Annotated in this window: 18 protein-coding genes; 4 read left to right on the top strand and 14 right to left on the bottom strand. The window is 67.9% G+C overall.

What is annotated here, in order from left to right; genetic code table 11:
• Nucleotides 1–154: 154 nt before the first annotated feature.
• The 6 genes from EBE87_RS15465 to EBE87_RS15440 all read right to left on the bottom strand — a co-directional run bounded on the left by EBE87_RS15465 (nt 155) and on the right by EBE87_RS15440 (nt 7,242).
• Nucleotides 155–979 (bottom strand): M55 family metallopeptidase, encoded by an 825-nt coding sequence (locus tag EBE87_RS15465; RefSeq protein ID WP_122140061.1) that lies wholly within the window; start codon nt 977–979, stop codon nt 155–157.
• 10 nt (nt 980–989) lie between these two features.
• Nucleotides 990–1,901: an ABC transporter permease subunit gene (locus EBE87_RS15460; RefSeq protein ID WP_120637657.1), complete on the bottom strand. Its 912-nt coding sequence runs from the start codon at nt 1,899–1,901 to the stop codon at nt 990–992.
• Entirely contained in the window at nt 1,898–2,818 is a 921-nt protein-coding gene (locus EBE87_RS15455) for an ABC transporter permease subunit (protein ID WP_120637658.1), read from the bottom strand. Before EBE87_RS15455 ends, EBE87_RS15460 begins: the two co-directional genes overlap by 4 nt.
• Nucleotides 2,818–4,377 carry a glutathione ABC transporter substrate-binding protein GsiB gene (gene gsiB, locus EBE87_RS15450; protein WP_233553137.1) on the bottom strand — a complete coding sequence of 520 codons (1,560 nt, stop codon included), beginning with the start codon at nt 4,375–4,377 and terminating at the stop codon, nt 2,818–2,820. Before gsiB ends, EBE87_RS15455 begins: the two co-directional genes overlap by 1 nt.
• Before the next feature lie 14 nt (nt 4,378–4,391).
• On the bottom strand, nt 4,392–6,224 hold the full coding sequence (locus tag EBE87_RS15445; protein WP_120637659.1) for an ABC transporter ATP-binding protein: 1,833 nt from the start codon (nt 6,222–6,224) through the stop codon (nt 4,392–4,394).
• 79 nt (nt 6,225–6,303) lie between these two features.
• Nucleotides 6,304–7,242 (bottom strand): Bug family tripartite tricarboxylate transporter substrate binding protein, encoded by a 939-nt coding sequence (locus EBE87_RS15440; RefSeq protein WP_158600847.1) that lies wholly within the window; start codon nt 7,240–7,242, stop codon nt 6,304–6,306.
• 375 nt (nt 7,243–7,617) lie between these two features.
• Between EBE87_RS15440 and EBE87_RS15435 the strand changes: the two genes are divergently transcribed.
• The gene (locus EBE87_RS15435; protein ID WP_233553138.1) at nt 7,618–9,165 is read left to right on the top strand and encodes an ABC transporter substrate-binding protein; all 1,548 of its coding nucleotides are present in this window, start codon (nt 7,618–7,620) and stop codon (nt 9,163–9,165) included.
• 90 nt (nt 9,166–9,255) lie between these two features.
• Complete coding sequence (locus EBE87_RS15430) at nt 9,256–11,364, top strand: acetate--CoA ligase family protein (protein WP_120637661.1); 2,109 nt, start codon at nt 9,256–9,258, stop codon at nt 11,362–11,364.
• A gap of 13 nt (nt 11,365–11,377) precedes the next feature.
• Here EBE87_RS15430 and EBE87_RS15425 read toward each other — a convergent pair whose 3' ends face one another.
• A complete protein-coding gene (locus tag EBE87_RS15425; RefSeq protein ID WP_147426003.1) occupies nt 11,378–12,271 on the bottom strand; it encodes a LysR family transcriptional regulator in 894 nt (297 codons plus the stop codon).
• 159 nt (nt 12,272–12,430) lie between these two features.
• Here EBE87_RS15425 and EBE87_RS15420 point away from each other — a divergent pair, with 159 nt between their 5' ends.
• Both EBE87_RS15420 and EBE87_RS15415 read left to right on the top strand, forming a co-directional pair.
• The gene (locus EBE87_RS15420; RefSeq protein WP_120637686.1) at nt 12,431–14,074 is read left to right on the top strand and encodes a flavin-containing monooxygenase; all 1,644 of its coding nucleotides are present in this window, start codon (nt 12,431–12,433) and stop codon (nt 14,072–14,074) included.
• An 88-nt stretch (nt 14,075–14,162) separates the two neighbouring features.
• On the top strand, nt 14,163–15,104 hold the full coding sequence (locus tag EBE87_RS15415) for an alpha/beta hydrolase (protein ID WP_120637663.1): 942 nt from the start codon (nt 14,163–14,165) through the stop codon (nt 15,102–15,104).
• Between the two features lie 159 nt (nt 15,105–15,263).
• Here EBE87_RS15415 and EBE87_RS15410 read toward each other — a convergent pair whose 3' ends face one another.
• From EBE87_RS15410 to EBE87_RS15380, 7 genes are all read right to left on the bottom strand, one after another.
• Nucleotides 15,264–16,271, bottom strand: a complete 1,008-nt coding sequence (locus EBE87_RS15410) for an NAD(P)H-quinone oxidoreductase (protein WP_233553139.1) — start codon at nt 16,269–16,271, stop codon at nt 15,264–15,266.
• Between the two features lie 130 nt (nt 16,272–16,401).
• Nucleotides 16,402–18,489, bottom strand: coding sequence for a hybrid sensor histidine kinase/response regulator (locus tag EBE87_RS15405; protein ID WP_233553140.1), 2,088 nt, complete (start codon nt 18,487–18,489; stop codon nt 16,402–16,404).
• The gene (locus tag EBE87_RS15400) at nt 18,486–19,985 is read right to left on the bottom strand and encodes an ATPase domain-containing protein (protein WP_120637665.1); all 1,500 of its coding nucleotides are present in this window, start codon (nt 19,983–19,985) and stop codon (nt 18,486–18,488) included. Before EBE87_RS15400 ends, EBE87_RS15405 begins: the two co-directional genes overlap by 4 nt.
• A gap of 303 nt (nt 19,986–20,288) precedes the next feature.
• Complete coding sequence (gene nhaA, locus EBE87_RS15395) at nt 20,289–21,494, bottom strand: Na+/H+ antiporter NhaA (protein ID WP_199707259.1); 1,206 nt, start codon at nt 21,492–21,494, stop codon at nt 20,289–20,291.
• A gap of 194 nt (nt 21,495–21,688) precedes the next feature.
• Nucleotides 21,689–23,200 (bottom strand): tripartite tricarboxylate transporter permease, encoded by a 1,512-nt coding sequence (locus tag EBE87_RS15390; RefSeq protein ID WP_120637667.1) that lies wholly within the window; start codon nt 23,198–23,200, stop codon nt 21,689–21,691.
• A 22-nt stretch (nt 23,201–23,222) separates the two neighbouring features.
• Nucleotides 23,223–23,735, bottom strand: a complete 513-nt coding sequence (locus tag EBE87_RS15385) for a tripartite tricarboxylate transporter TctB family protein (protein ID WP_158600848.1) — start codon at nt 23,733–23,735, stop codon at nt 23,223–23,225.
• An 80-nt stretch (nt 23,736–23,815) separates the two neighbouring features.
• Nucleotides 23,816–24,784 carry a tripartite tricarboxylate transporter substrate binding protein gene (locus EBE87_RS15380; protein WP_120637669.1) on the bottom strand — a complete coding sequence of 323 codons (969 nt, stop codon included), beginning with the start codon at nt 24,782–24,784 and terminating at the stop codon, nt 23,816–23,818.
• Nucleotides 24,785–24,869 lie beyond the last annotated feature (85 nt).

Genomic DNA, 24,869 nt, shown 5'->3' with positions numbered 1-24,869 from the left:
AGAACTTAAATTCGCTGTGATAGCGAGCAATGAACTTATTTCAGGCCCAACCATTGCTGGGCCTGTGCCGGCTTCGCAGCGCATGCCTGATGAATACGGATAATCGGAATACTGAGGCCGGATCGGCTATCCGCTTGCGACAGGTGGCGCGGCTTCAGCGCAGGAAGGCAGATAGGGCGGAGAGCGTGTTCACCCAGCCCAGCACGCCAGCCATGTCGGGCGTGTCGAAGGCTACTGTCACTGGGTCCAGTCGCTGCGCGACGGGGATGATGGCCGCCAGATCGGCAAGGGCCGGGCTGGCCAGCGTGACCTCCAGCCGGAAGGGGGCGGCCAGAGTGAAGGGCGGAATGCGCGATGCGCCGGCCGCGCGGGTCGCGGCTTCCGCCGCCGCGCGCAGGCGCTCCCGCGCCAGGCTGGGCGCGATGGCGCGTGCGGCGCGGGCACCCAGCGCCTGCTTCGTCACCACGCGATGCGCCTGCGGAAACTGGGTGCAGCATTCCTCGGCCGTGAGGTCATCGCCGGAGAGCAGCAGCACCGGCACGTCCAGGCTGCCGGCATAGGCGCCGTTGAGCGTCGCCTCCGAGCAAAGCTGGCCGTTCACGCGGATGGCGCCGAAGGCGAAGCCGTTCACCGTATGCGCCAGCACCCCGTGGCGGCGTGCGCCTGTATGATAGCCAAGAAAGAAGGCGCCGGCGAAGCTGGCATCCAGGCCAGCGCACATATTGGCCACCTTGGGCTTGCCCAGGATCAGCTCCGCCCGCGGGTCGAGCAGCTCGGGGATGATGTTGGTCATCGGCCCGTGGCTGTCGTTGACCAGCACCTCGGCGGCGCCGCCGGCGAAGGCACCGTCGATGGCGGCGCTGACCTCTTCCGTCATCAGCCGGCGCGCCCGCTCATATTCGGGGTTGCCGGGCTGCCCCTGCTGCGGGGACACGACGCCGGCAACGCCCTCGATGTCGGCCGAGATGTAGATCTTCATGACCGGTGCCTCAGGGGCGCAGCTTCTGGTCCAGCGCGTCGCGCAGCCCATCGCCCAACAGGTTGAAAGCCAGCACGATCAGGAAGATCGCCAGGCCGGGGAAGAAGGTCAGGTGGTCCGCCACGCCCAAATAGGAACGCCCATCCGCCAGCATGGCGCCCCATTCGGGGGAGGGTGGCTGCGCGCCGAGGCCGAGGAAGCTCAGGCCCGCCGCCACCAGGATCGCCGTGCCCATGCGCAGCGAGGTGGTGACGATGATGCCGGGCAGCGTGCCGGGCAGGATATGCCGCAGCACCAGCTTCAGCCCCTTCACGCCAATGCTGCGCGCCGCCTGCACATAGAGCGTCTGCTTCACCGCGAGGGTGCTGCCGCGCACCACGCGGGCATAGATCGGGATGCTGAAGACCGCGACGGCATAGATCACGTTCGCCACGCCCGGCCCCAGCAGCGCCACCACGGCGATGGCCAGCAGGATGCCGGGGAAGGCCAGCATCACGTCGCAGAGCCGCATGACCAGGTTGTCCACCCAGCCGCCGAAATAGCCGCTGACCAGGCCCAGGGTCACGCCCAGCACGCCGCCCAGCGCCACGGACAGGAAGCCGACCGAGATGGAGATGCGGGCGCCCCAGATGATGCGGCTGAAGATGTCGCGGCCATAGGCATCGGTCCCCGCCCAGTGCAGGGCAGAGGGGCCGGCGAGGACATTCTCGTAGTCGGGCTCCGCCGGGTCGAAAGGCGCGATCCAGGGGGCCGCGACAGCCGCCACGATCACCACCAGGATCAGCAGCCCGGCCACCAGCGCAACCCGCTGGCGCAGCAGCCGGCGCCAGAATTCGGCCAGGGGGGAGCGGATCTCCAGCGGCACCGAGGTGCCGCTGTCGAGATCCGCCTCGGTGATGTCGTCGATGCGGGCGTCGATCATCGCAGACGGATCTCCGGGTTCACGACGGCGTAGAGCTGGTCCACGACGATGTTGATGATCACGAACTCAAGCGCGAAGAGCAGGATCAGCGCCTGGATCACGGGGTAGTCGCGGTAGGAGACGCTGTCGATCAGCAGCCGCCCAAGGCCCGGCCAGGCGAAAACCGTCTCGATCACGATAGCGCCGCCCAGCAGCGAGCCGAATTCCAGCCCCGTCATGGTGATGACCGGGATCAGCGCGTTGCGCAGCGTGTGGTGCCAGACCACCCGCCGCTCCGGCACTCCCTTCATGCGGGCGGTGCGCACGTAATCCTCCTGTGACACCTCGACGAAGGCGGAGCGGGAGAAGCGCGCCAGGATGGCGGCCACCGTGGTGCCCAGGGTGAAGGAGGGCAGGATCAGGCTCTTCCAGTCGGTGTAGCCACCGGTCGGCAGCCAGCCCAGCCGTACCGAGAAGACGTTGATCAGCAGAAGCCCCATCCAGAAGGAGGGGAAGGAGATGCCCGACACGGCGAAGACCATGCCGAGCCTGTCCTGCCACTTGCCGCGCTTCACGCCCGAGATCACGCCGATCAGCACGCCGATCGCCGTGGCCCAGACCATGGCCACCACCGTCAGCCAGAAAGTCGGCATGAAGCGCTGGCCGATTTCCTCGGCCACCGGAAGCTTGGTCTTGGTGGAGCGGCCGAGATCGCCCTGGAGCGTCTGGCCGACATAGCGCAGGTACTGCTCCCAGATCGGGCGGTCCAGGCCCATCTCCTCACGCACCAGTGCCACGTCCTGCGCCGTCGCGTCCGGCCCGGCCACCAGGCGCGCCGGGTCGCCCGGCAGCAGGCGGACAAAGGCAAACACAAAGATCGACACCGCAACCAGGACGGGTACGGCGCCGGCCAGTCGGCGCAGGGCGTAGCCGAGCATCAGGAGAGCGCCGCTTCCTCGATGAGCAACCCGCCGTCAGGGATGCGGTACATCCCGCTCAGCCGCTTGCTCTGCGCCGAAAGCACGTTCTCCACGCCCAGGAAGATCCAGGGCGCGTCCTTCCAGATCAGCGCCTGGGCCTGCTTGTAGAATTCCTCGCGCTTGGCCGGGTCGGCCGTCGCGATGGCGGCTTCCAGCGCCTTGTCCACCTCGGGGTTGCTGTAATAGGCGGTGTTGTAGAGCTTGGGCGGGAAGCCCTGGCCCCACAGCAGCGGACGCAGGCCCCAGTCGGCATCGCCGGTGGAGGAGGACCAGCCGCCGTAATACATCTTGAGCTGTGCGTCTTCCGGCTTCTGCACGGACCAGATGCGGTCGTTCAGCACGCCCGATTCCATCGGCAGAACGGTGACCTTCACGCCCACGGCCGCCAGCTGCTGCTGCATGAACTGCATGCCGCGCTGGGAGAGCGTGTTGTTGTTGGCCCACATCTCCGTCTCGAAGCCATTCGGGTAGCCGGCCTCGGCCAGCAGCTTCTTGGCCTTCGCGACGTCGTAGGGGTAGGGGTCCTGCTTGCTGTAGAAGCCCAACTTGGGCGGGATGGGCGCGTCCAGCGGGCCGGCAAAGCCGTTGTAGACGATCTTGGCGTAGGCTTCCTTGTTCACCGCATGGTTCAGCGCCTGGCGCACGCGCACGTCGTTGAACGGCTTCTGCATGCAGTTCATCGAGACGTAGCGGGCGATGATCGAGGGCTTGTCCACGATCTCGACATTCGGGCTGCGCTGCACCACCGGCGCCATCTCGGTCGGCAGCGGGTAGATGAACTGTGCCTCGCCGGCCTGCAGCATGGCGATCCGCGCGCCGTTCTCGGGCACCGAGCGGAAGGTCACGCTCTGCACCTTGGGCAGGCCCTGGCGCCAGTACTTCTCGTTCTTCTTGGTCCGCAGCGTATCGGCGTTCCAGGAGACGAAGGTGAAGGGGCCGGTGCCGACAGGGTTGCGGTTGATCTCCTTGCCGAACTGGGCGATCGCCTTCGGGCTCAGCATCATGCCGGCAGGGTGGGCGATGGTGTTCACGAAGGCGCCGAAGGGCTCCTTCAGGTGAACGCGCGCGGTCTGCGGGTCCACCACCTCGACGCGGTCGAGCATGGCCAGCAGGCTCTGCCGCTTCAGGCGGTTGTCGGGGTTGGCGACACGCTCAAAGTTCACCTTCACGGCCTCGGCATTGAAGGGCGTGCCGTCGTGGAAGGTGACGCCCTGGCGCAGCTTGAAGGTGAAGACCTTGGCCGTCTCATCCGCCTCGTAGCTCTCGGCCAGCACGGGCACGAGCTTCATGTCGGGATCGAAGCCGTAGAGGCCCTGGAAGATCAGCCGGCAGGCGGATTGCGAGAGGGTGTCGTTGACATCCGCTGGGTCCAGCCCGGTCAGGTTGTCCGGCACGCCGACGGTCAGGTCGTTGGCGGCGGCCAGGGCAGGCGTCACATGCCCCAGCCAGGGCAGGGCGGCGGTGACGCCCAGCGCCGCAATCAGGCTACGACGGGGAAGAGAGGGAGAATGAGTCACAGGGTCCTCCTAGTTCAATACAAGCCGCCGATACGGTGCCGCGCGACGTAATGGTCAGGGCCGACGGGCACCAGGGGCGCCACTTCCGGCATGTCGTCCGGCCGGCGCAGCGGGCTTGGCACCTCGCTGTCGTCCAGGCCACGGTCATGGCCGCGCCGGGCGGGGTCAGGCACTGGCACGGCCGCCAGCAACCGCTTGGTATAGGGATGCTGCGGGTCGTTCATGACAGCCTGGCGCGGCCCGATCTCCACCACCTGGCCCAGGTACATGACCGCAACCCGGTGGCTGATGCGCTCCACCACCGCCATATCGTGTGAGATGAAGAGATAAGCCAGACCCATCTCCTGCTGCAGCCGCATCATCAGGTTCACGACCTGGGCGCGGATGGAGACATCCAGCGCCGCCACGGCTTCGTCGGCGATGATCAGGCGCGGCTCGGAAGCCAGGGCGCGGGCGATACAGACACGCTGGCGCTGGCCGCCGGAAAGTTCATGCGGGTAGCGCCGGGCATGCTCGGGGCCCAGGCCCACCTGGGTCAGCAGCTGCGCCACCCGGTCCTGCACCGCGCGGCCCTGCAGCAGGTTATGCGTCAGGATCGGCTCTGCCACCGAGAAGCCGACGGTCAGGCGCGGGTCCAGCGAGGCAAAGGGGTCCTGGAAGATGAACTGCACCCCACGGCGCAGCCGGGCTTCCTTCTGCCGGTCCAGCACCGTTACATCCTCTCCGGCGAAGCGGATCTCGCCGGACTGCGGCTGTTCCAGACGGATGATGGAGCGGCCCGTGGTGGACTTGCCGCAGCCGGATTCACCCACCACCGCCAGGGTTTCGCCTGGACGGATGCTGAAGCTGACCTGCTCCGCGGCATGGATGCGCCCCACGACGCGCCCGAGCCAGCCCCGCCGCACATCGAAGCGGGTGGTCAGCCCGCGCAGCTCCAGCACCGGCTCAGCCTCGGGCCGCACGGTGTCCAGCGGCTGCGGCGGCGGCGCGTCCGGCATGGGGAAGGGGACGGGCAGCGGCTGGTCGGCCAGGCTGCCCAGCACCGGCACCGCGGCCAGCAGCCGCTTGGTATAGGGGTGCTGCGGCGCGGCGAAGATGCGGTTGACCTCGCCTTCCTCCACCTTCCTGCCGCGGCGCATCACCACCACACGGTCCGCGATCTCGGCCACCACGCCCATGTCATGGGTGATGAAGATCATGCCCAGGCCGGTTTCCTGCTGCAGCGAGCGGATCAGCCGCAACACCTGTGCCTGCACCGTCACGTCCAGCGCCGTGGTCGGCTCATCCGCGATCAGCAGGCGCGGGCGGCAGGAAAGCGCCATGGCAATCATCACGCGCTGGCGCATGCCGCCTGACATCTGGAAAGGGTAGCGCTCAAGTTGCCGCGCCGCCTCAGGGATGCGGACCTTCTCCAGCAGCCGCCTGGCCTCGGCCAGGGCGGCGGCGCCATCCATCCCCTGGTGCAGCCGGATGGCCTCAGTGATCTGCTCGCCAACCTTGAGCACCGGGTTCAGGCTGGTCATGGGTTCCTGGAAGATCATGGCGATCTCCGGGCCGCGCAGGCGCCGCATGGCTTCCGGCGCCTCGGTGGTCAGCTCTCGCTGGCGCCCTTCCCGGTCCTGGAAGGTGATTTGCCCGGACACGATCCGCCCGCCGGCATGGTCGAGCAGCCGTGTCACCGCCAGGGAGGTCACGGATTTGCCGGAGCCGCTTTCCCCCACCAGCGCCACGGTTTCCCCAGGCGCCACCGCGAGGTCCAGGCTCTCCACCGCGGTGAAATCGCCGAAGCGCACCGTGAGGCCGGAGATGCGGAGGAGCGTCGGGTTGGCGGCGGAGGATAGTGACACTGGTTGAACTCGTCCCCTGAAGTGGGGCGCCTATAGATCCAACTGCCACCCGGCGACAAATACCTTGACTGATCCGGTTCTATTCGAGCCGGATGCCGGCCTTATCGATCACCCTGCGCCACTTGGCGGATTCCGAGCGCAGGATCTCCCCAAGCTCCTCCGGTGTGCTCGAAACCGGTGGGCTGCTACCAGCCAGCCGCATGGCTTCCTTGAGCCCAGCATCTGCGAGAACCTTGACCAGCGCGGTATTGAGCCGATCGATGATCGGCCGGGGCGTGCCGCTGCGGACGCAGATGTAGTTCACCACCGTCACCTCGAAGCCCGGCAGTGTTTCCGCGATGGTCGGGATCTCCGGCAGGTCCGGCATCCGCGTCGCGCTGGTCACCGCGATGGGGCGCAGATTGCCTGCCTGGATCAGCGGGATCATCGCCCCGTAAGTATCGATGGACATGGTGACTCGGCCGCTGGCCACATCCTGCACGGCCAAGCCTGTGCCGCGGTAGGGTACATGCGTCATGCGCAGGCCCGCCTCCATGCAGAGCAGCTCCCCCGCCAGATGGCTCCCCGCGCCGATGCCGGAGCTGGCATAGGACAGCTGTCCCGGCCTGGACCTGGCCAGCGCGACCACCTCCGCCACCGTCCGCGCCGGCACATCCTTGTTGACGGCCATCAGGTAGGCGCCCTGGGTCAGCAGGCTGACCGGCGCGAAGTCGGCGGCCGCGTCATAGGGCAGGGAGGGCATCAGGATGGGATTGGTGATCAGCGGCCCCGGTGTGCCGTAGAGCAGCGTGTAGCCATCGGCCGGCGCCTGCGCCACAGCGGCCGTGCCGATGGCGCCCCCGGCGCCGCCCCGGTTCTCGATGACCACGGACTGCCCCAGTTCCACCCCCAGTGGCGCCGCGACGAAGCGCGCTGTGGCATCGGCGCCGCCGCCGGGCACGAATGGCACGATCATGCGGATGGAGCGCGCCGGGTAAGACTGAGCCTGCACAGGACTTATGCGCCATGCGGCAGCCATGCCAGCCGCTCCTGCCATGGCCAAGCGGCGCGAAATGCCGCCGCTCATCGGCGATCTTCCTGAAGCAGGCACGATCCTAGACGCCATGTCTTCGGCATGGTCATGGCAATTCCTCCTTCTTTGGCCGTGTGATCCGGCCTTGTCCCGGCTCTTGGAGCCGTTGATGGCCGGAACGATACCGCCCCTCCTTTCAGGGGTGCAACGGAAAGCGGCCCCGGCGCCTTGCAGCGGCGGGCGGAAGCATCCTAGGCTGGGACCGAACGATCGGTCAGTCGGCCATCGCAGAGAGAGTGCCTTGAAGGGTGCCGCTGGAGGATGCTTCCAATGCCACGTCAGGATTGGCCGAAAGGCCAGGCCCGCCAAGCATGTTGCCTGTTGCTCGCGACCCTGGCCCTGCCGGCCGGCGCGGCGGCGCAGACATTGACGATGGGCGTGGGCTCGCCCGTGTCTTCCCTCGACCCGCATTACCATCAGCTCCGCTCCAACAGCGAAGTGTCGCAGATGCTGTTCGACACGCTGATCGTCAGCGATGCGCAGGCGCGGATGCGGCCGGGGCTGGCCGAGAGCTGGAAGCCGCTGGGCAGCGACGGCTGGGAATTCAAGCTGCGCCCTGGCGTGAAGTTCCACAACGGCGCCCCCTTCACCGCCGATGACGTGGCCTTCACGCTGGAGCGTATTCCGCAGATCAGCGGGCCGGGCGCTTCCTTCAACACCCATGTTCGCCCGGTGCGCGGCGTGGAAGTGGTGGATGAGCACACCATCCGCCTGCGCACCAGTGGCCCGAACCCGCTGCTGCCAATCTATTTCAGCCAGGTGATGATGCTGAGCCGGCAGGTGCACGCCAATGCCGCCACGGCCGACTTCAACAATGGCAAGCTGGCCATCGGCACCGGCCCCTTCCGGCTGGTCTCCTATACACCGGGCGACCGCATCGTAGTTGCGCGGAACGGCAACTACTGGGGCGAGGCTTCTCACTGGGCGCAGGTGAACTACCGCTTCATCACCAACAGCGGCGCGCGCATGGCGGCGCTGATGGCGGGCGATGTCGATTTCATCGACCAGATCCCGACCGGTGACATGGAGCGCATCCGCAAGGACGAACGCTTCCGCGTGGCGGAAACCACCAGCCTGCGCAGCATGTACATCACCCTGGATGCCACGCGCGCCGGCAAGGTGCCGCTGCTGACCGACAATGCCGGGGCGCCGATGGAGCGCAACCCGCTGGCGGACCCGCGGGTGCGCCGGGCGCTCTCGCTGGCCATCGACCGGCCGACGCTGGTGGGAAGGGTGATGCAGGACATGGCCGTGCCCACCGGGCAATTCATGCCCCCTGGCAGCTACAGCTATATTCCCGACCTTCCCGTGCCCGCCCCCGAGCCAGAGGCTGCAAAGCGGCTGCTGGCCGAGGCCGGCTATCCCCAGGGCTTCCAGATCACCCTGGCAGGTTCCAACGACCGCTATATGAACGATGCCCGGGTGGTGCAGGCGGTCGGGCAGATGTGGACGCGCATCGGCGTGCGCACCACGGTGGAAGCGCAGCCCTATGCCACCTTCATCGGCCGCGCGACACGGCGCGAGATGCCGGCGGCCCTGCTGAGCTGGGGCAATTCCACCGGCGAGGTCTCGGTGCTGTTGAGTTCCGTCTTCAGCACCGTCGATGCCGCCAGGGGGCGCGGGGCGGCCAACCGTATCCAGTACTCCAACCCGGCCATGGACCGGACGCTGGAGGAAGCCGAGGTGGAACTCGACGACGCGAAGCGCGAGGCGCTGCTGCAGGAAGCCAGCCGCATCGTCATCAAGGATGGCGCAGTCGTGCCGCTCTACATCCAGAAGGCCCTCTGGGCGATGCGCGCCGGCCTGACCTACGAGGCGCGCGTGGACGAGCGCAACGACCCCAACGGCGTGCGCCCGGCGCGCCCTTGATGCCGCGGAAGCGGCTCGCCTGCCGCTGAAGCATGGATTTCGTGGCCGGCCTGGATGCCGGCCGTCTGTCACGCCTCAAGGAGATCACTGGTGCACAGGCTTGAGAAGCTGTTCCGCCCGGGTTCCATTGCCGTGGTCGGCGCCTCCGGCGACCCGGCGAAACTGGGCGGCCGCGTGCTGCGGCACCTGACGAGCTTCGGCTATTCCGGCCGCATCTTTCCCATCAACCTCAGCGGCAAGCCCGTGCAGGGCCATCCATCCTGGCCGAATGTGCTGGACCTGCCGGAGGTGCCGGACAGCGCCCTGATCGTGCTGCCGGCGCCGCTGGTCGGCAAGGCGCTGGAGGACTGCGCCGAGAAGGGCATCCTGCAGGTGCAGATCCTGTCCTCCGGCTTTGCCGAGGAAGGCGGCGAGGGCATCGCCATGCAGGAAGAGCTGGCGCGGATCGCCAGCCGCCACGGCATGCGCTTCACTGGCCCGAATGCCCTGGGCAGCATCAGCCCGGCGGATGGCTTCTTCGGCACCTTCTCCAGCCTGCTGGACACCGCGCGTCCCGGGCCGGGGCGCATCGGCGTGGCGACCCAGAGCGGCGCCTATGGCTCGCATGTCTATGCCGCCGCCAGCTTCCGTGGCCTCGGCATCAGCCGTGCCATCGCCACCGGCAACGAGGCCGACCTCGATGTCGCGGATTGCATCGACTATCTGGTGGAAGATGCGGGCACCACCGTCATCTGCGCCGCCCTGGAAGGCTGCCGCGACGGCGGCAAGCTGCGCCGCGCGTTGCTGAAGGCGGCGGCGGCAGGCAAGCCCGTCATCATCATGAAGGTCGGCAGCACCGAGGCTGGGGCAGCAGCGGCGGCGACCCATACCGGCTCGCTGGCCGGCGAGGACCGGATCATCGACACCGTCTTCCGGGAATGCGGCGCCTATCGCGCCGCTTCCATCGAGGAGATGATCGACATCGCCTATGTCTGCGCCATCGGCCTGCGGCCGCCCTCCGGCGATGTGGGGATTCTCACCCTCTCCGGCGGCATCGGCGTCCTGATGGCCGATGCCTGCATCGGGGCCGGGCTGGCGCTGCCGCCGATGCCGGCCCCGGCGATGGAAGCCATCCTCAAGATCCAGCCGGTGGCGGGAGGGCGCAACCCGATTGATACCACCGCGCAGCTGAATGGCGGTTTGCAGATCTTCGAGGGCATCAGCCAGGAGATGATGCGCGGCGCCGATCTCGGCACGGTCATCGCCTATATGGCGCATCTCGGACGCAACCTGGAACGTTTCCCGCCGCTGGAACAATCGCTGGCCGCGCTGCGCAGGAACTTCCCGGACCGGCTGGTCGTGGCCGTCATGACGCATATCGAGGAGATCCGCCTGCGGCTGGAGGCACTCGGCATCCCGGTCTTCGAGGACCCGACGCGAGCAGTGCGGGCGGTGGCTGGCGCTACCTTCTCCCGCGTCCTGCAACAGGCGGCCAGGGCCGCCCCACCCGTTGCCGCGGCGCCGCCCCTGCGCCTGGAGACCGGCAACGAGGCCACAGCGAAGGCGGCGCTGCGGGCCGCCGGCATTCCTGTCCTGCCAGAGCATGTCTGCACCAGTGCCGAGGAAGCGCGGGCGGCCGCCGAGGCACTGGGCTTTCCCGTGGTGATGAAGATCCTCTCCGCTGACATCCCGCATAAGACGGAAGTCGGCGGTGTGCTGGTTAACGTGGCTGACGCCGCGGCCGCGACCGAGGGCTTCCACGAACTGCTGCGCCGTGCCCGCTCCGCAAAGCCTTCTGCCAGGCTCGATGGAGTGCTGGTCGCGCCGATGGTTCGCGGCGGCCTGGAAACCATCATCGGCGTGCAGCGCGATCCGGTCTTCGGGCCGATGGTGATGTTCGGCCTCGGCGGCGTTGCCGTGGAACTGTTCAGCGACGTGGCTTTCGCCACCGCGCCGCTGACCCCGGTACGGGCGGAAGCGCTCATCGATGCGGTCAGGGGCGCCAGACTGCTCCAGGGCTGGCGTGGTTCTCCCCCGCTGGACCGGCAGGCTTTGGCGGAGGCGCTTTGCCGCCTTTCAGAATTCGCGGTGGCGCATGAGGATTCCATCGCCAGTGTCGAGATCAATCCATTCCTGGTGCGGGAGGAAGGCGGCATTGCGCTGGATGCGCTGATCTCGCCGCGTGAGGAGGCAGCGCGGGCCACCGCCATGGCGGATTAGGCCCGCCACGCCGCTATGGCTGGCGGGAGAAGGATGCGTCCATGAAATCCAGGAACACCCGCACCCGCTGGCTCAGGTGCCGCTTGCTCTGATAGACGGCGTAGATCGTATCCTTCATCAGGGCATCGTGGTCAGGAAAGAGCCTGACCAGGCGCCCGGCGGCCAGATGCGCGCCGATCTGGAAATCCGCCAGCCGGGCGATGCCCGCCCCGGACAGCGCCAGCGCCATCAGCATCTGCCCCTGGTTGGCGGTGACGCTGCCCCGGGCCCGGATGCGCTGGGTGGAGCGGCCGCTGCCATGCAGTGTCCAGGTGCTCCAGGGCATCTGCTTGTTGAAGTTGAGGCAGTCCCTGTTGGCCAGTTCGGCGGGGCTGCTCGGCATGCCGTGCTCCTCCAGATAGGCCGGTGCGGCGCAGATGACCCAGCACATGTCCATGATGGGGCGCGCCACCAGCGATGAATCCGGCAGGTGGCCGATAGAGATGGCCAGATCAACGCCGCCCTCCAGGAGGTTCCCGGGCTCGTTGCTGAGCAGGAATTCGAGGCGCAGCGCCGGGTGCAGGCGGCGGAAGCCCGGCACCAGGGGCGCCAGCTTGTGCACCGCGAAAGTCGGCACGGAGCGGATGCGCAGCAGTTCATGCGCCGTCACCCCGGTGACGGCCATGGCCTCCGCATCCTCGACCGCCGCGATGGCGCGTCGGGCGGCGGGGAAGAAGGCCTCCCCTTCCGGCGTCAGCGCCAAGCTGCGGAGGGAGCGGTTGAACAGCACCACTCCCAGCCGGTTTTCTAGGCGTGCGATCAGCTTGCTGACGGCGGAGGGCGACAGCGAGAGCGAGCGGCCGGCGGCGGAGAAGCCGCCATCCTCCACGGCGCGGACAAAGACAAGCATCTCTCCCAGACGGTCCACGGCGTGTCCTGTGACAGAAATTCACATCTGTTTGGAAGCTTCGGAAATTGCCGAGCCGGGGGCAAGCCCCTAACTTTTCATCCGGCCTGGCAGATGCCTCAGCATCGCCGGGCCTGAGACGTCCAAAGTGAAGCAAGAACAATCAGGGAGTTGCGCATCATGACCAGCGCGCAAGCCACGCTCGACCGGCCGGTGGCCCAGGATTCGGGGATTCTCGACGCGATCATCGTGGGGGCCGGTTTCGCTGGCCTGTACCAGTTGCATTCACTGCGCGACAAGCTGGGGATGAATGCCAGGGTGCTGGAAGCCGGCGAAGGCGTCGGTGGCACCTGGTACTGGAACCGCTATCCAGGCGCGCGCTGCGACTCCGAAAGCTATTACTATTCCTTCTCCTTCTCCGACGAGTTGCAGAAGGAATGGGACTGGACGGAGCGCTACCCGAAGCATTTCGAGATCCGCCGCTACCTGGATTTCGTGGCCGACAAGTTCGACCTGCGGCGCGACATCCAGTTCAGTACCCGCGTGACCCGTGCCGCCTTCGATGAGGCGGAAGGGCTCTGGCAGGTCGCCACCGAGGCGGGAGAAACGCTGCGATCGCGCTTTCTGATCACGGCGGTGGGCTGCCTGTCCTCGGCCAATGTGCCGCGCATCCCGGGGTTGGAGAGCTTCAAGGGGCAGTGGTACCACACCGGACGCTGGCCGCATGAGGATGTCGATTTCACCGGCAAGCGCGTGGGCCTGATCGGCACCGGCTCCACCGGCATCCAGGCCACGCCGGTCATCGCGGAAGCGGCGGCGCATCTGACGGTGTTCCAGCGAACCGCCAATTACAGCGTGCCCGCCCGCAACTGCGCCGTGAGCCTGGAGGAGCGCCAGCAGATCAAGGCCGATTATGCCGCGATCCGCGAGATGGCGCGTTCCACCATGAATGGCTATCCCTTCGCGCCACCGCCGGTCTCGGCCATGGACCTGACGGAAGAGGAGAGGCTGGCGCGTTACGAGGCGGCCTGGGAGCGGGGCGGCATGCGCTTCCGCGCCACCTTCAACGATATCCTGACCAACAAGGAATCGAACAACACCGCCTCGGAGTTCATCCGCGCCAAGATCCGCAGCATCGTCAAGGACCCCGAGGTCGCGGAGAAGCTGACGCCGAAGGACCACCACTTCGCCACCAAGCGGCCGCCGATCGACAGCCACTACTTCGAGACCTTCAACCGCGACAACGTGACGCTGGTGGATGTGAAGGCCTCGCCGATCCTGGAGATCACGCCCGACGGCATCCGCACCCAGGACGGTGAACACAAGCTGGACATCATCGTCTTCGCCACCGGCTTCGATGCCATGACGGGGCCGCTGCTGGCGCTGGATATCCGTGGGCGCGATGACCTGGCGCTGAAGGAAGCCTGGGCGGCGGGGCCGCGCAGCTATCTGGGCCTGCAGGTGGCGGGATTCCCCAATCTCTTCACCATCACCGGCCCGGGCAGCCCGTCTGTGCTGACCAACATGCCTGTCGCTATCGAGCAGCATGTGGAATGGATTACCCGCTGCATCGACGACATGCGGCAGCAGGGCCTGCGCCGGATCGAGGCCGATCCTGCGGCGGTGGAGAGCTGGGTGACGCATGTCAACGAGGCCGCCAACGCGACGCTGCTGCCGCAGGCGGAATCCTCCTGGTATCTCGGCGCCAATATTCCCGGCAAGCCGCGCGTCTTCATGCCTTACGCGGGCGGCATGGCGCGCTATGCCAGGATCTGCGAGGACGTGGTGCAGAAGGGTTACGAGGGCTTTGTCCGCAGCGCCTGACGAACAGATCCAGCAGCACTGGCCACCGTAACCACGTCACCAGGCCGCCGGGCCTTCGCCCGGCGGCCTCTCGCTATAGGGAGAGAGGATGCCCGCGCTTCATCCGGACCTGATCAACCTGCTGCAACTGATGCGGCAGAACAACAGCCCGACCTATGAAAGCCTGCCACCCGCCGAGGCCCGCAAGGCCCATGCCGCCCGCGCGAAGGCCTTGCAGACGCCGGGCGACCCGCTGCCTTCCGTGCAGGATCTGCGGGCGGCACACGGCGGCACCGAGGTTCCGGTGCGGCTCTATCGCGCCGAAGATGCGCCGGAGCACTCGCCCTGCCTGCTCTTCATGCATGGCGGCGGCTGGGTGCTGGGAAGCCTGGAGACGCATGACTGGGTCTGCCGCCGGTTGGCGCGGGAACTGGGCGCCTGCGTGTTGGCAGTGGATTACCGGCTGGCACCGGAACATCCTTATCCGGCCGCGGTGGAGGATTGCGTCGCGGCGCTGCACTGGCTGGTGGCCGAGGCACCTTCGCTCGGCATCGACCCGGCGCGCATCGCGCTGGGCGGAGACAGCGCCGGCGGCAACCTCGCCGCCGTGCTGGCGCTGATGGGGCGGGATGGCGCGGTGCCACCCACGGTGTTCCAGTTGCTGTTCTACCCGGCCATGGACCTGGCACTGCGCGCGGAGAGCTATGGGCCGCCCACCGAAGGCATGGTGCTGACGCCGGCCACCATGCGCTACTTCATCGGCCACTACCTGCCCTCGGCCGGGGCGGGGTTGGACTGGCAGGCCTCGCCGCTGCGGGCCGCCAGCCTGCATGGCACGCCGCCGGCGCTGGTGATGACCTGCGGCCATGATCCGCTGCGGGAGGAAGGTCTGCGTTACGCCGAGAGGCTGGAACAGGATGGTGTCCGTGTCACCCGCCTGGACCTGAACGACCAGACCCATGCCATCCTGACCATGGACAAGGTCAGCAGCACCGTGCCCGCGGTACTGAGCTTCGCCGCCGGATGTCTGCGGCAGGCCTGGGCGCCCTGAAGATTTTGGTGCCCGGGACCGGGTTCCGGGCAGGTGAAGCTGGCGGCCACCCAAGGCCGCCGCGCGCCTCATGGATTTCCAGACCTTCCTTGCACGGCAAGCGGATGAGGCCGCGTTCCTTCCCGCGACCTCGCCGCCTGCCGTGGTTCCACCAAACGCCTATTCAGGGCTGACGCGCAGCATGATCTTGCCGATGTGCCGGCTGTCTTCCATCAGCCGATGCGCGGCAGCGGCCTCGGCCAGAGGCAGGACCTCGTGGATCTCCGGCCCGCATTCGCCCCGCTCGAGCAAGGGCCAGACCTGCGCGCGCAGTTCCGCTGCGATGCCGCCTTTCTCCTCCGCCGTGCGGGGCCGCATGGTGGAGCCCGTGATCACCAGCCGGCGGGTGGCGATGCGCGCCAGATCGATCCCGTCAGCCATCCTGCCGCCCATGAAGCCGATGACGACCAGCCGGCCGCGCGGCGCCAGGCAGCGCAGGTTCGCGGCGGCGTAATCCGCGCCCACCATGTCCAGCACCACATCGACGCCGCGGCCATCGGTCAGCCGCTTGATCTCTTCCTCGAAGCTGGCGCTGCGGTAGTTGATGGCCGCATCGGCGCCGAACCCGCGGCAGGCCTCGCATTTCTCCTCGGAGCCGGCGGTGACATAGACCGTCGCGCCGAAAGCCTTCGCCAGCTTGGTGGCCGTGACACCGATGCCGCTGCTGCCGCCATGCACCAGCACGCTCTCGCCCTTGGCGAGTTGCCCGATCTGGAACAGGTTGGCCCAGACGGTGAAGTAGGTCTCCGGCAGTGCGGCCGCACGCAGGGCGTCATAGCCCTTGGGCCAGGGCAGGCACTGCGTCGCGGGCACGGCGCAGTATTCGGCATAGCCGCCGCCATTCGCCAGAGCGCAGACCCGGTCGCCCAGGCTCAGCCCTGCCACGTTGTCGCCCAGGGCCACGACTTCGCCGGCTACTTCCAGGCCCAGGAGCGGGCTCGCGCCGGGCGGCGGCGGATAGAGCCCGCGCCTCTGCTGCACATCCGGCCGGTTCACGCCGGCAGCGAGGACGCGCAGCAGAACCTCACCTGGCCTGGGACTGGGCAGGGGGCCGGTGGCGAGTTGCAGGACCTCCGGCTCACCGGGCGCGGAAACCTCGATGAGGCGCATGGTTCCAGGAAGTGACACGGCTTCTCCTTTCTTGAACGTACTCCGGCAGGCGGCTCAACATTCCGGCGCCACCCTGCACGATGCCCCCGATCCTGATGGCACGCCAGCATCGCCGATGGCTGGGCGAAGCGGCGGGAGGGCCGATGCCTCAGGCGGCGATCATGCCGCGAATCCGCAGGGCCAATGCCTCCAGGGAGAAGGGCTTGGTCAGCACCGCCATGGCATGGGGCAGGCCCCCATCGCCGATCACGGCATTTTCGGCATAGCCGGTGATGAACAACACCTTCAGCCGCGGTCTCAGGGCCCTGCCTGCATCGGCGAGTTGCCGGCCATTCATGCCGCCCGGCAGGCCGACATCGCTCACCAGAAGGTCGACGCGGGCGGAGGAGCGGAGAATCTCCAGGCCAGCGTGCCCATCCGGTGCCTCGATGGCCTCGTAGCCAAGGTCCTGCAGCACCTCGACCACCAGCATGCGCACCGTGGCTTCGTCGTCCACCACCAGCACCGTCTCGCCGGGCTCGGCCCGTGGTGCGGGCGGAAAAGCCGCCGGTGCTTCGGCAGCCGGCGCTCCGGCCGTGTGGCGCGGCAGGTAGAGCCGCACCGATGTGCCCCGGCCCGGTTCCGACTGCATCCTGACATGGCCGCCGGACTGGCGGACAAAGCCATAGATCATGGAAAGCCCGAGCCCCGTGCCCTGGCCGATGGGCTTGGTGGTGAAGAAGGGGTCGAAGGCGCGCTCCATGATCTCGGGCGTCATGCCGATGCCGGTGTCGCTGACGCAGAGCGCGACGTAATCGCCCGCCGGCACATCGCCCTCGCGCGCCGCATCGGCATCGATGCGGATATTCGTGGTCTCGATCAGCAGCCGCCCGCCATCGGGCATGGCGTCGCGCGCGTTGATGCAGAGATTCAGCAGCGCGTTCTCAAGCTGGTTGGGATCGATCAGCGTGGTCCAGAGTTCCGGCTCGCCTGTCAGCCAGACCGAGATGGAAGGGCCCACCGTGCGGGTGATCAGTTCCTCCAGCCCGCTCGTCAGGTTGTCGAGGGCGGTTGGCTTCGGGTCCAGCGTCTGGCGGCGGGAGAAGGCCAGCAGCCGGTGCGTCAGGGCCGCAGCCCGTGTCGCGGCCGTCTGGGCCGCGCCCACGAAGCGGTCCAGCTCCGCCGTGCGGCCCTGCTCCAGGCGTTGACGCAGCAGCTCCAGGCTGCCGCTGATGCCGGCGAGGAGGTTGTTGAAGTCATGCGCCAGACCGCCTGTCAGTTGGCCGACTGCTTCCATCTTCTGCGACTGGCGCAGCTGCTCCTCGGCCTGCCGGCGCTGCGTGGCCTCGGCCAGCATGGCATCATGCGCCTGCCGCAGCTCGGCGGTGCGGACGGCGACACGCTCCTCCAGCGTCTCATTCATCTGGCGGAGCCAGTCTTCGGCCCGCTTGCGGTCGGTGATGTCGAGCGACACCCCGACAAGCCGCCGGTTGCCGCTGGTCCGGTCCCGCACCAGGCGCGCGCGGATCTCCGCCCAGTGGATGCTGCCATCGGGCCAGAGGGTGCGGTACTCCACGGCGTAATCGATGCCGTTGCTGACGCAATGGCGCACGCTCGCCTGCACACGTTCCAGGTCCTGCGGGTGGATGGCCTGGACCAGTTCCGCGTAACCAAACGGCGCATTGGGGGGAAGGCCGAAGATCGCCCTGCAGGTGGACGAGGTGGTCAGGGCCCGGGTCTCGACATCGTATTCCCAGGTGCCCAGCCGGCCGGCAAGCAGTGCCGTGCGCAGCCGGTCCTCGCTCTCGTGCAGTTCCTCGATGCGCGTGCGTGCCTCGTACTGCCGGTGCCGGCCCTTGAGCGCGGAGCGCGCGACGCTGACAAATGTTGTCGGGTGGAACGGGCGCTCGAGGAAGGTGACATTGCCCAGCAGTTCCGAGAGCTGCGCGGCATCCGGGTTCCGCTCGGGGCCGCCGCCGCCGCCGCGCGTCAGGACGATGAAGGGCAGATCCGACCAGGCCGGCTGCGCCGCGATCCAGGCGACGATGCCGCGCAGGTCGGCGCCCCGCAGGGCTTCCTCCGTCAGCACGACGAAGCAGGCCCGATCGCCAAGCGCCGCCTCCAGGCCCGGGAGGCTGTCATGGACGGCGCAGGCGATGCCGGCTTCCCGCAGCAGCATCTCCCCGATGATGGCATCGCGGCCATGCGGCATGAAGATCAGCGCCTGTGGCTCCTGGCCGCCGGGGGCGGCCGTCACTTGGGCGCTGGCGTGTCGAGAAGTGGCGCGGTGCCACCGACGAAGGTGGGCACGCCGCGCAGCACGCCCTGGAAGTCGCTCAAGGGCTCACCGAGTCTGATACCGTCCTGACCGATGCGGTATTCGCGAATGGTGTCCTCATGCGCCCCGGTGCGCTTCTTGATGATGGAGATGGCACGCCGGACTTTCCCGATGGCTTCGAAATACCTCAGCAGGATCACCGTATCGGCGAGGTAGGTGATATCCACTGGCGACTTCATGTCGCCCACCAGCCCATGCTGCGCCACCGTCAGGAAGGTCGTGGCGCCCTGCCGGTTGAGGTATTGCAGCAGCTCGTGGATATGCAGGATCAGCGCGTTCTCATCCGGCATGGCCGCCTGGTAGCCGTTGAGGCTGTCGATCACCACGGTCTTGGCCTGAGCGAAATCGACTCGGTCCCGAACGCGGTGGGCGAACTCGCCGGGCGACAGTTCGGCGGCATCGAGCTGCTCGATATGCAGCAGGCCCTCGTCGCGCCACTGCTCCAGGCCATAGCCCATGGTGCGGGTACGGTTGAAGAGCAGGCCCAGTTCCTCATCGAAGACGAAGATGGCCGCCTTTTCCCCCCGCCTGATGGCGGCCGTGACGAATTGCAGCGCGAAGGTGCTCTTGCCTGTGCCGGCGGGGCCCAGCACCAGCGTGCTCGACCCCTTTTCGACACCCCCGCCCAGCAGTGCATCCAGCCGCGGGATATCACTGGTCATGCGGCGGCGCTCGAAGCCGATGCGGTGCTCGGAGGCCACCAGGCGGGGAAAGACCTGCACGCCGCCGGGCCTGATGGTGAAGTCATGGTAGCCGCCGCGGAAACTCTGGCCGCGATACTTGGATACGCGCAGCCGGCGCCGCTCCGCGCCATAGTCGGGCGCAAGCTCCTCCAGCCGGATAACACCATGAACGACGCTGTGCACGGTCTTGTCCAGCGTGTCCGAGGTCAGGTCGTCCAGCAGCAGCACCGTGGCGCCGAAGCGGGCGAAGTAATGCTTCATCGCCAGGATCTGCCGCCGGTAGCGCAGCGAACTCTGCGCCAGCAGGCGGATTTCCGAGAGGCTGTCCAGCACCACGCGGGTCGGGCGGGTCCGCTCGAAGATCTCGAAGATCTGGCGCGTGGCCTCGCCCAGCTCCAGGTCCGAGGAATAGAGCAGGCTTTGCTGCTGCGCCGCGTCCAACAGGCTTTCCGGCGGCACCAGCTGGAAGACCGTCACCTCTTCCGGGATGTCCCAGCCATGGGACCTGGCGCCATCCCGCAATTCCTGCTCGGTCTCCGAGAGGGTGATATAGAGGCCGAGTTCCCCGCGCTTCGCGCCTTCCAGCAGGAAGCTGAGCGCGATGGTGGTCTTGCCGGTGCCAGGACTGCCTTCCAGCAGGAAGAGATGGCCGGTGGCAAGCCCGCCTACCAGGATATCGTCGAGTCCGCTGACGCCGGTGCGGGCCTTCGGAGCGGCTTGTTGATCGTCCATCAGTCGCTCCGGCACGGTCGGGAAACGGGAAGGGGGCAGGGGCTATCCGGACCGGCCTCGGTCCTGGCGGCATGGTGGGAGTGGGCGGCAGTCCTCGGCACCGCCGGGAAGGCCCTCAGCCAGCGTGCTGTATCCCCGTAGCGTGGCGGTCCTCGGCAGGGCTCCGCCCCGCCGCCTGCGCTTCGCCGTAAATCCTGTTCATTGCCCACCGCTCGATGTGTAGGGCCGGGGGCAGCGGTCGGCAATGAAAGGATGGCCGGCCACGGCCCCGCTGCCTGACGGGAGCGTGGCCGGCAAGGCGGGTCAGGCCCTGGCGGTGGCCGGCCGGGCCGCCTTGCGCTTCACCACGCGGAGCAACAGGTAGCCCAGCAGCCCTGCCAGGATGGAGCCGCCGAGGATGCCGAACTTCACCTCGGACTGCAGCAGCGGCTGCTCGGCGAAGGCCAGCAGGCCGATGAACAGGCTCATGGTGAAGCCGATGCCGCAGAGGATGGCCACGCCGAAGAACTGCGCCCAGCTCGCCCCGCTGGGCAGGTCCGCCAGCTTCAGGCGGATCATCAGGGCGGAAAAGCCGAAAACGCCGACCACCTTGCCCAGCAGCAGGCCCAGCGCCACGCCCAGCGTCAGCGGCGCCAGCAGGATGTCGGAGGACAGGCCGGCGAAGGAAACGCCGGCATTGGCGAAGCCGAAGACCGGCACGATGATGAAGGCCACCGGCTTGCTCAGCGCGTGTTCCAGCTTGTGCAGGGGCGAGAGGTCGCCATGTGCTTCCGGCGCGCCGGGAGTCTTCTGGATCGGGATGGTGAGGGCCAGCAGCACGCCTGCCACGGTGGCATGCACGCCCGAGCGGAACACCAGCACCCAGAGCACCACCCCGAGCAGCAGGTAGGGCACCAGCGAGCGGACGCCGCCCCTGTTGAGGCCGTAGAGTACCGCCAGCAGCACCGCCGCGCCGGCCAAGTCCGGCAGCGACAGGTTGCTGGTGTAGAAGATCGCGATGATGACCACCGCGCCGAGGTCGTCGATGATCGCCAGCGCCGCCAGGAACACCTTGAGGGAGGCCGGCACGCGGCTACCCAGCAGCGACAGCACGCCAAGCGCGAAGGCGATGTCGGTTGCGGTCGGGATAGCCCAGCCGCGCATGGCTTCCGGGCTGTCGTGGTTGAAGGCGGTGTAGATCAGCGCCGGCACCAGCATGCCGCCGGCCGCGGCCACGCCCGGCAGCACACGCCGGCTCCAGGAGGAGAGCTGGCCGTCCAGCATCTCCCGCTTGATCTCCAGGCCGACCAGCAGAAAGAACACCGCCATCAGCGCGTCGTTGATCCAGTGCGAGACGGAGAGCGGCCCCGCATAGATGTGCAGCAGGTGGAAGTAGCTTTCCGCCAGCGGCGAATTGGCGACCAGAATAGCCGCCGCCGCGACCGCCATCAGCACCAGGCCGCCCGAGGCCTCGCTGTCCAGGAAGCGTCGCATGACAGATCGGATCAGGCCGGGGCGGGCTGTTGTCATGGCCGGAGGTTCCTTGGCTGCTGTGTCGTTGCGCGATGGGTCAGCGCCAGGCCGGGCCACCGCCGCCCATCTGTGCCGTGGCCACCCTGGTGTGGGAAGCCGGGTTGGTATCCTGTCAAAAGCCGGCGCGCGGCCCCCGGGTTTCCGGGCGCCACGCGGCAGGCGATCCGGGCTCCATGCCCGGACCGTGGCATTCAGGCGCCCGCGCCGCCCTGCGTCAATGCGGCGGAGGAGCGGCGCCGCTGCCGCAGGATGGGCAGCAGCAGCGTCACCAGGGCCAGCAGCAGCAGGCCCACGGTGATGGGCCGGGTCCAGAGGAAGTCGTAGCTGCCGTTGGAAAGGGACAGCGCGCGGCGGAAGCTAGACTCCGCCATCGGCCCCATGATCAGCGCCAGCACGACGGGCGAGGCCGGGAAGTCCCAGCGCTGCATGAAGTAGCCGACCACGCCGGCTGCCAGCATGATGCCGATGTCGAAGATGCTGTTGTTGATGGCATAGGTGCCGACGATGCAGAGCACCAGGATCAGCGGCGTCAGCACCGACTTCGGCATCATCAGCACGCGGCCGATGAAGCGCAGCGAGCCCAGGCCCAGCACCAGCAGCATCACGTAGCAGAAGAGCATGCCGGCGAAGAGGGTGAAGACCAGGTCGCTGTGGTCCTTGAACAGCAGCGGCCCCGGCTGCAGGCCCTGCAGCGTCAGCGCGCCCATCATCACGGCGGTGACGGCATCGCCCGGTATGCCCAGCGTCATCATGGTCAACAGCGCGCCGCCGGTGCAGGCATTGGCGCCGGCCTCGCAGGCGGAAATGCCGGCCAGCTCGCCCTTGCCGAAGTTCTCCGGATTGCGGCTGAAGCGCTTCGCCTCGTTGTAGCTGACATAGGCCGCGATGTCCGAGCCCGCGCCCGGCACCGCGCCGATGAAGGCGCCGAGGCCGCTGGAGCGCAGCAGGGTGCCGATGATGCTGCGGAACTCCGCCCCGTTCGGCAGCAGGCGGCCCAGCTTGGCGCCCGCATCGGCGCGCAGCTCGGAGCCTTCCATGGCCTTGAAGGCCTCGGCGGCGGCGAAGAGGCCGATCATCACCGGGATGAAGGGCACGTTGAACAGCTCGGTATAGCCGCCGGTGAAGCGGGGAAAGCCGCCCATCGGGTCCAGGCCGATGGAAGCCACCAGCAGGCCCAGGAAGCCGGCGATCAGCCCCTTCACCAGGGAGCCGGAGGAGATGCTGGCGATGATGGAAAGGCCGAAGCAGGCCAGCGCGAAGGTCTCGGAGGCGCTGAATTCCAGCGCGATGCTCGCCAGCACCGGGGCCAGGAAGATCAGGATCATCACGCTGATCGTGCCGCCGATGAAGGAGGATAGCGTCGCCACGCCCAGCGCCACGCCCGCCTTGCCCTTCAGCGTCAGCGCGTAGCCGTCCATGGCCGTTGCCGCCGCCGCCGGCGTGCCCGGGATCTTCAGCAGGATGGCGGTGATGGAGCCGCCATAGACACCGCCGAAGAAGACGCCCGAGATCATCAGCAGGCCGGAGACGGCATCCATGCCGAAGGTGAAGGGCAGCAGGATGGCGACGCCCATGGTCGCCGTCAGCCCCGGCAGCGCGCCGATGACGATGCCGACAGCGACGCCGAAGATGGAGAGCAGGATGGCCATCGGGTGGGAGGCCAGCGTCTGCATGCCCCCCAGCAGCAACTGCAGATTTTCCATGAGAATGATTCCGGCGGGGCTGTTATTCGAACAGGCTGCCGGCCGGCAAGGGCACGTTCAGCGCATAGTCGAAGAGGAAGTAGATGACCGTGGTGACGGCGAGCGCGATCACCGGGTTCCACACCGGGCTGCGCTGCCCCATCAGGAACATCAGCGCCATCAGCAGCACGAGCGCGGAGGGGAAGTAGCCGACATAGCCAATGGCCAGCAGGTTCACGAGCATCAGCAGCATGCCGATGGCGACACGCGCGTAATGCGGCTTTTCCACCGGCGGCACGGCGGCGGCCACCGGCTTCGCCAGGGTCTGCGCCAGCAGGATGGCCGTCAGCCCCAGCAGCGCCACGGCATAGATCAGCGGAAAGCGCGCGGCGCCGACGTCGCTGCCGCCCAGCATGGGCGCGGGGAAGCCCCAGGCGGTGACGATAACGGCTGCGGAAATGGCGCAGAGCAGCGCCACGATGACCAAATGGGCCATCCGGTCGAAACCGGTCTGGCCCTGGGCGGCCTGATCATGGCCGGTGGGAAGACTGCTCATGGGGGGCGTGTTCTCGTTAGGAATAGGTCGCCTGGGGCCGCCCGACATCACCCTGCGGGGTGTGGCGGGCGGCCTCGCGCTCAGCGAGCCAGGCCGATCCGCTTCATCAGGGTGGCGAAGGTGGCGTTCTGCGCCTTTACCTGCTCGCTGAACTCGGGGCCGTCCAGATAGGCCCAGTTCAGGTTCAGCTTCTTCAGCGTGTCCTTGAAGGACTGCTCGTTCGCCGTCTTGCGCGCGGCCTCGCGCAGGATCTCGACCACGTCATCCGGCGCGCGCTTCTGCACGAAAATGCCGCGCCAGGTGCCGACGGAAATATCGGTACCGCTTTCCTTGAAGGTCGGCACATCCGGGAAGGCCGCCAGGCGCTCATCGGCCATGACGCCCAGGATGCGCAGCTGGCCGGCCGCCACCTGGGCGCTGACCTCGGCGGGGCTGACGCCGACCGCCTCGATATGCCCACCCAGCAGCGCGGTCACGGCCGGCGCGGCGCCGTCATAGGGAATGCTGTTGAACTTGACGCCGGCCTTGTCGGCCAGGGCCTCGGTGGACAGGTGCCAGATGGCGCCGGTGCCGGAATTGCCGACGCGCACCTTGCCCGGATTGGCCTTGGCGTAGTCCAGGTACTCCTGCAGCGTCTTCCAGGGTGCATCGGCCTTCACCGTCACGGCGGCCGGGTCGGCGTTCAGGCGCGCGACCGGCAGGAAGTCCTCCGCCTTGAAGCTGACGAGCCCCATATGCGGCAGCATGGTCAGCTCAACCGTGCCGAGGCCAAGCTTATAGCCGTCCGGGCGCGCAGCCATGATCTCCGACAGGCCCACCGCGCCGGCGCCGCCCGTGCGGTTCACCACGCCGATGGCCTTCTCCAGATGCGGCTTGGCCGCCTCGGCGAAGGCGCGGGCGAGGAGATCGGTGCCGCCGCCGGGGGCATAGGGCACGATCAGCTCGATCGGCCGGCGCGGATAGTTGCTGGCGGCCTGGGCCTTGGCGCCGAAGAGGGTGGCGGCGCCAAGGCCAGCCATCAGGTGCAGTCGGTTGCGGTAGGTCAGCATGAAGATATCCTTGCGTCTCGCCCCGCCAAAATCGGGGCAACGGCGTGGAAGGCCGGGCAGGGCAGGGCCTCCGCCTGTTCCGCCT

Origin of the sequence: Teichococcus wenyumeiae, from assembly GCF_003696345.1 — a bacterium.
Classification (GTDB): Bacteria; Pseudomonadota; Alphaproteobacteria; order Acetobacterales; family Acetobacteraceae; genus Pseudoroseomonas; species Pseudoroseomonas wenyumeiae.
Note: the sequence above shows the minus strand (reverse complement) of the source record. Positions and strands in the feature narration are given on the sequence as shown.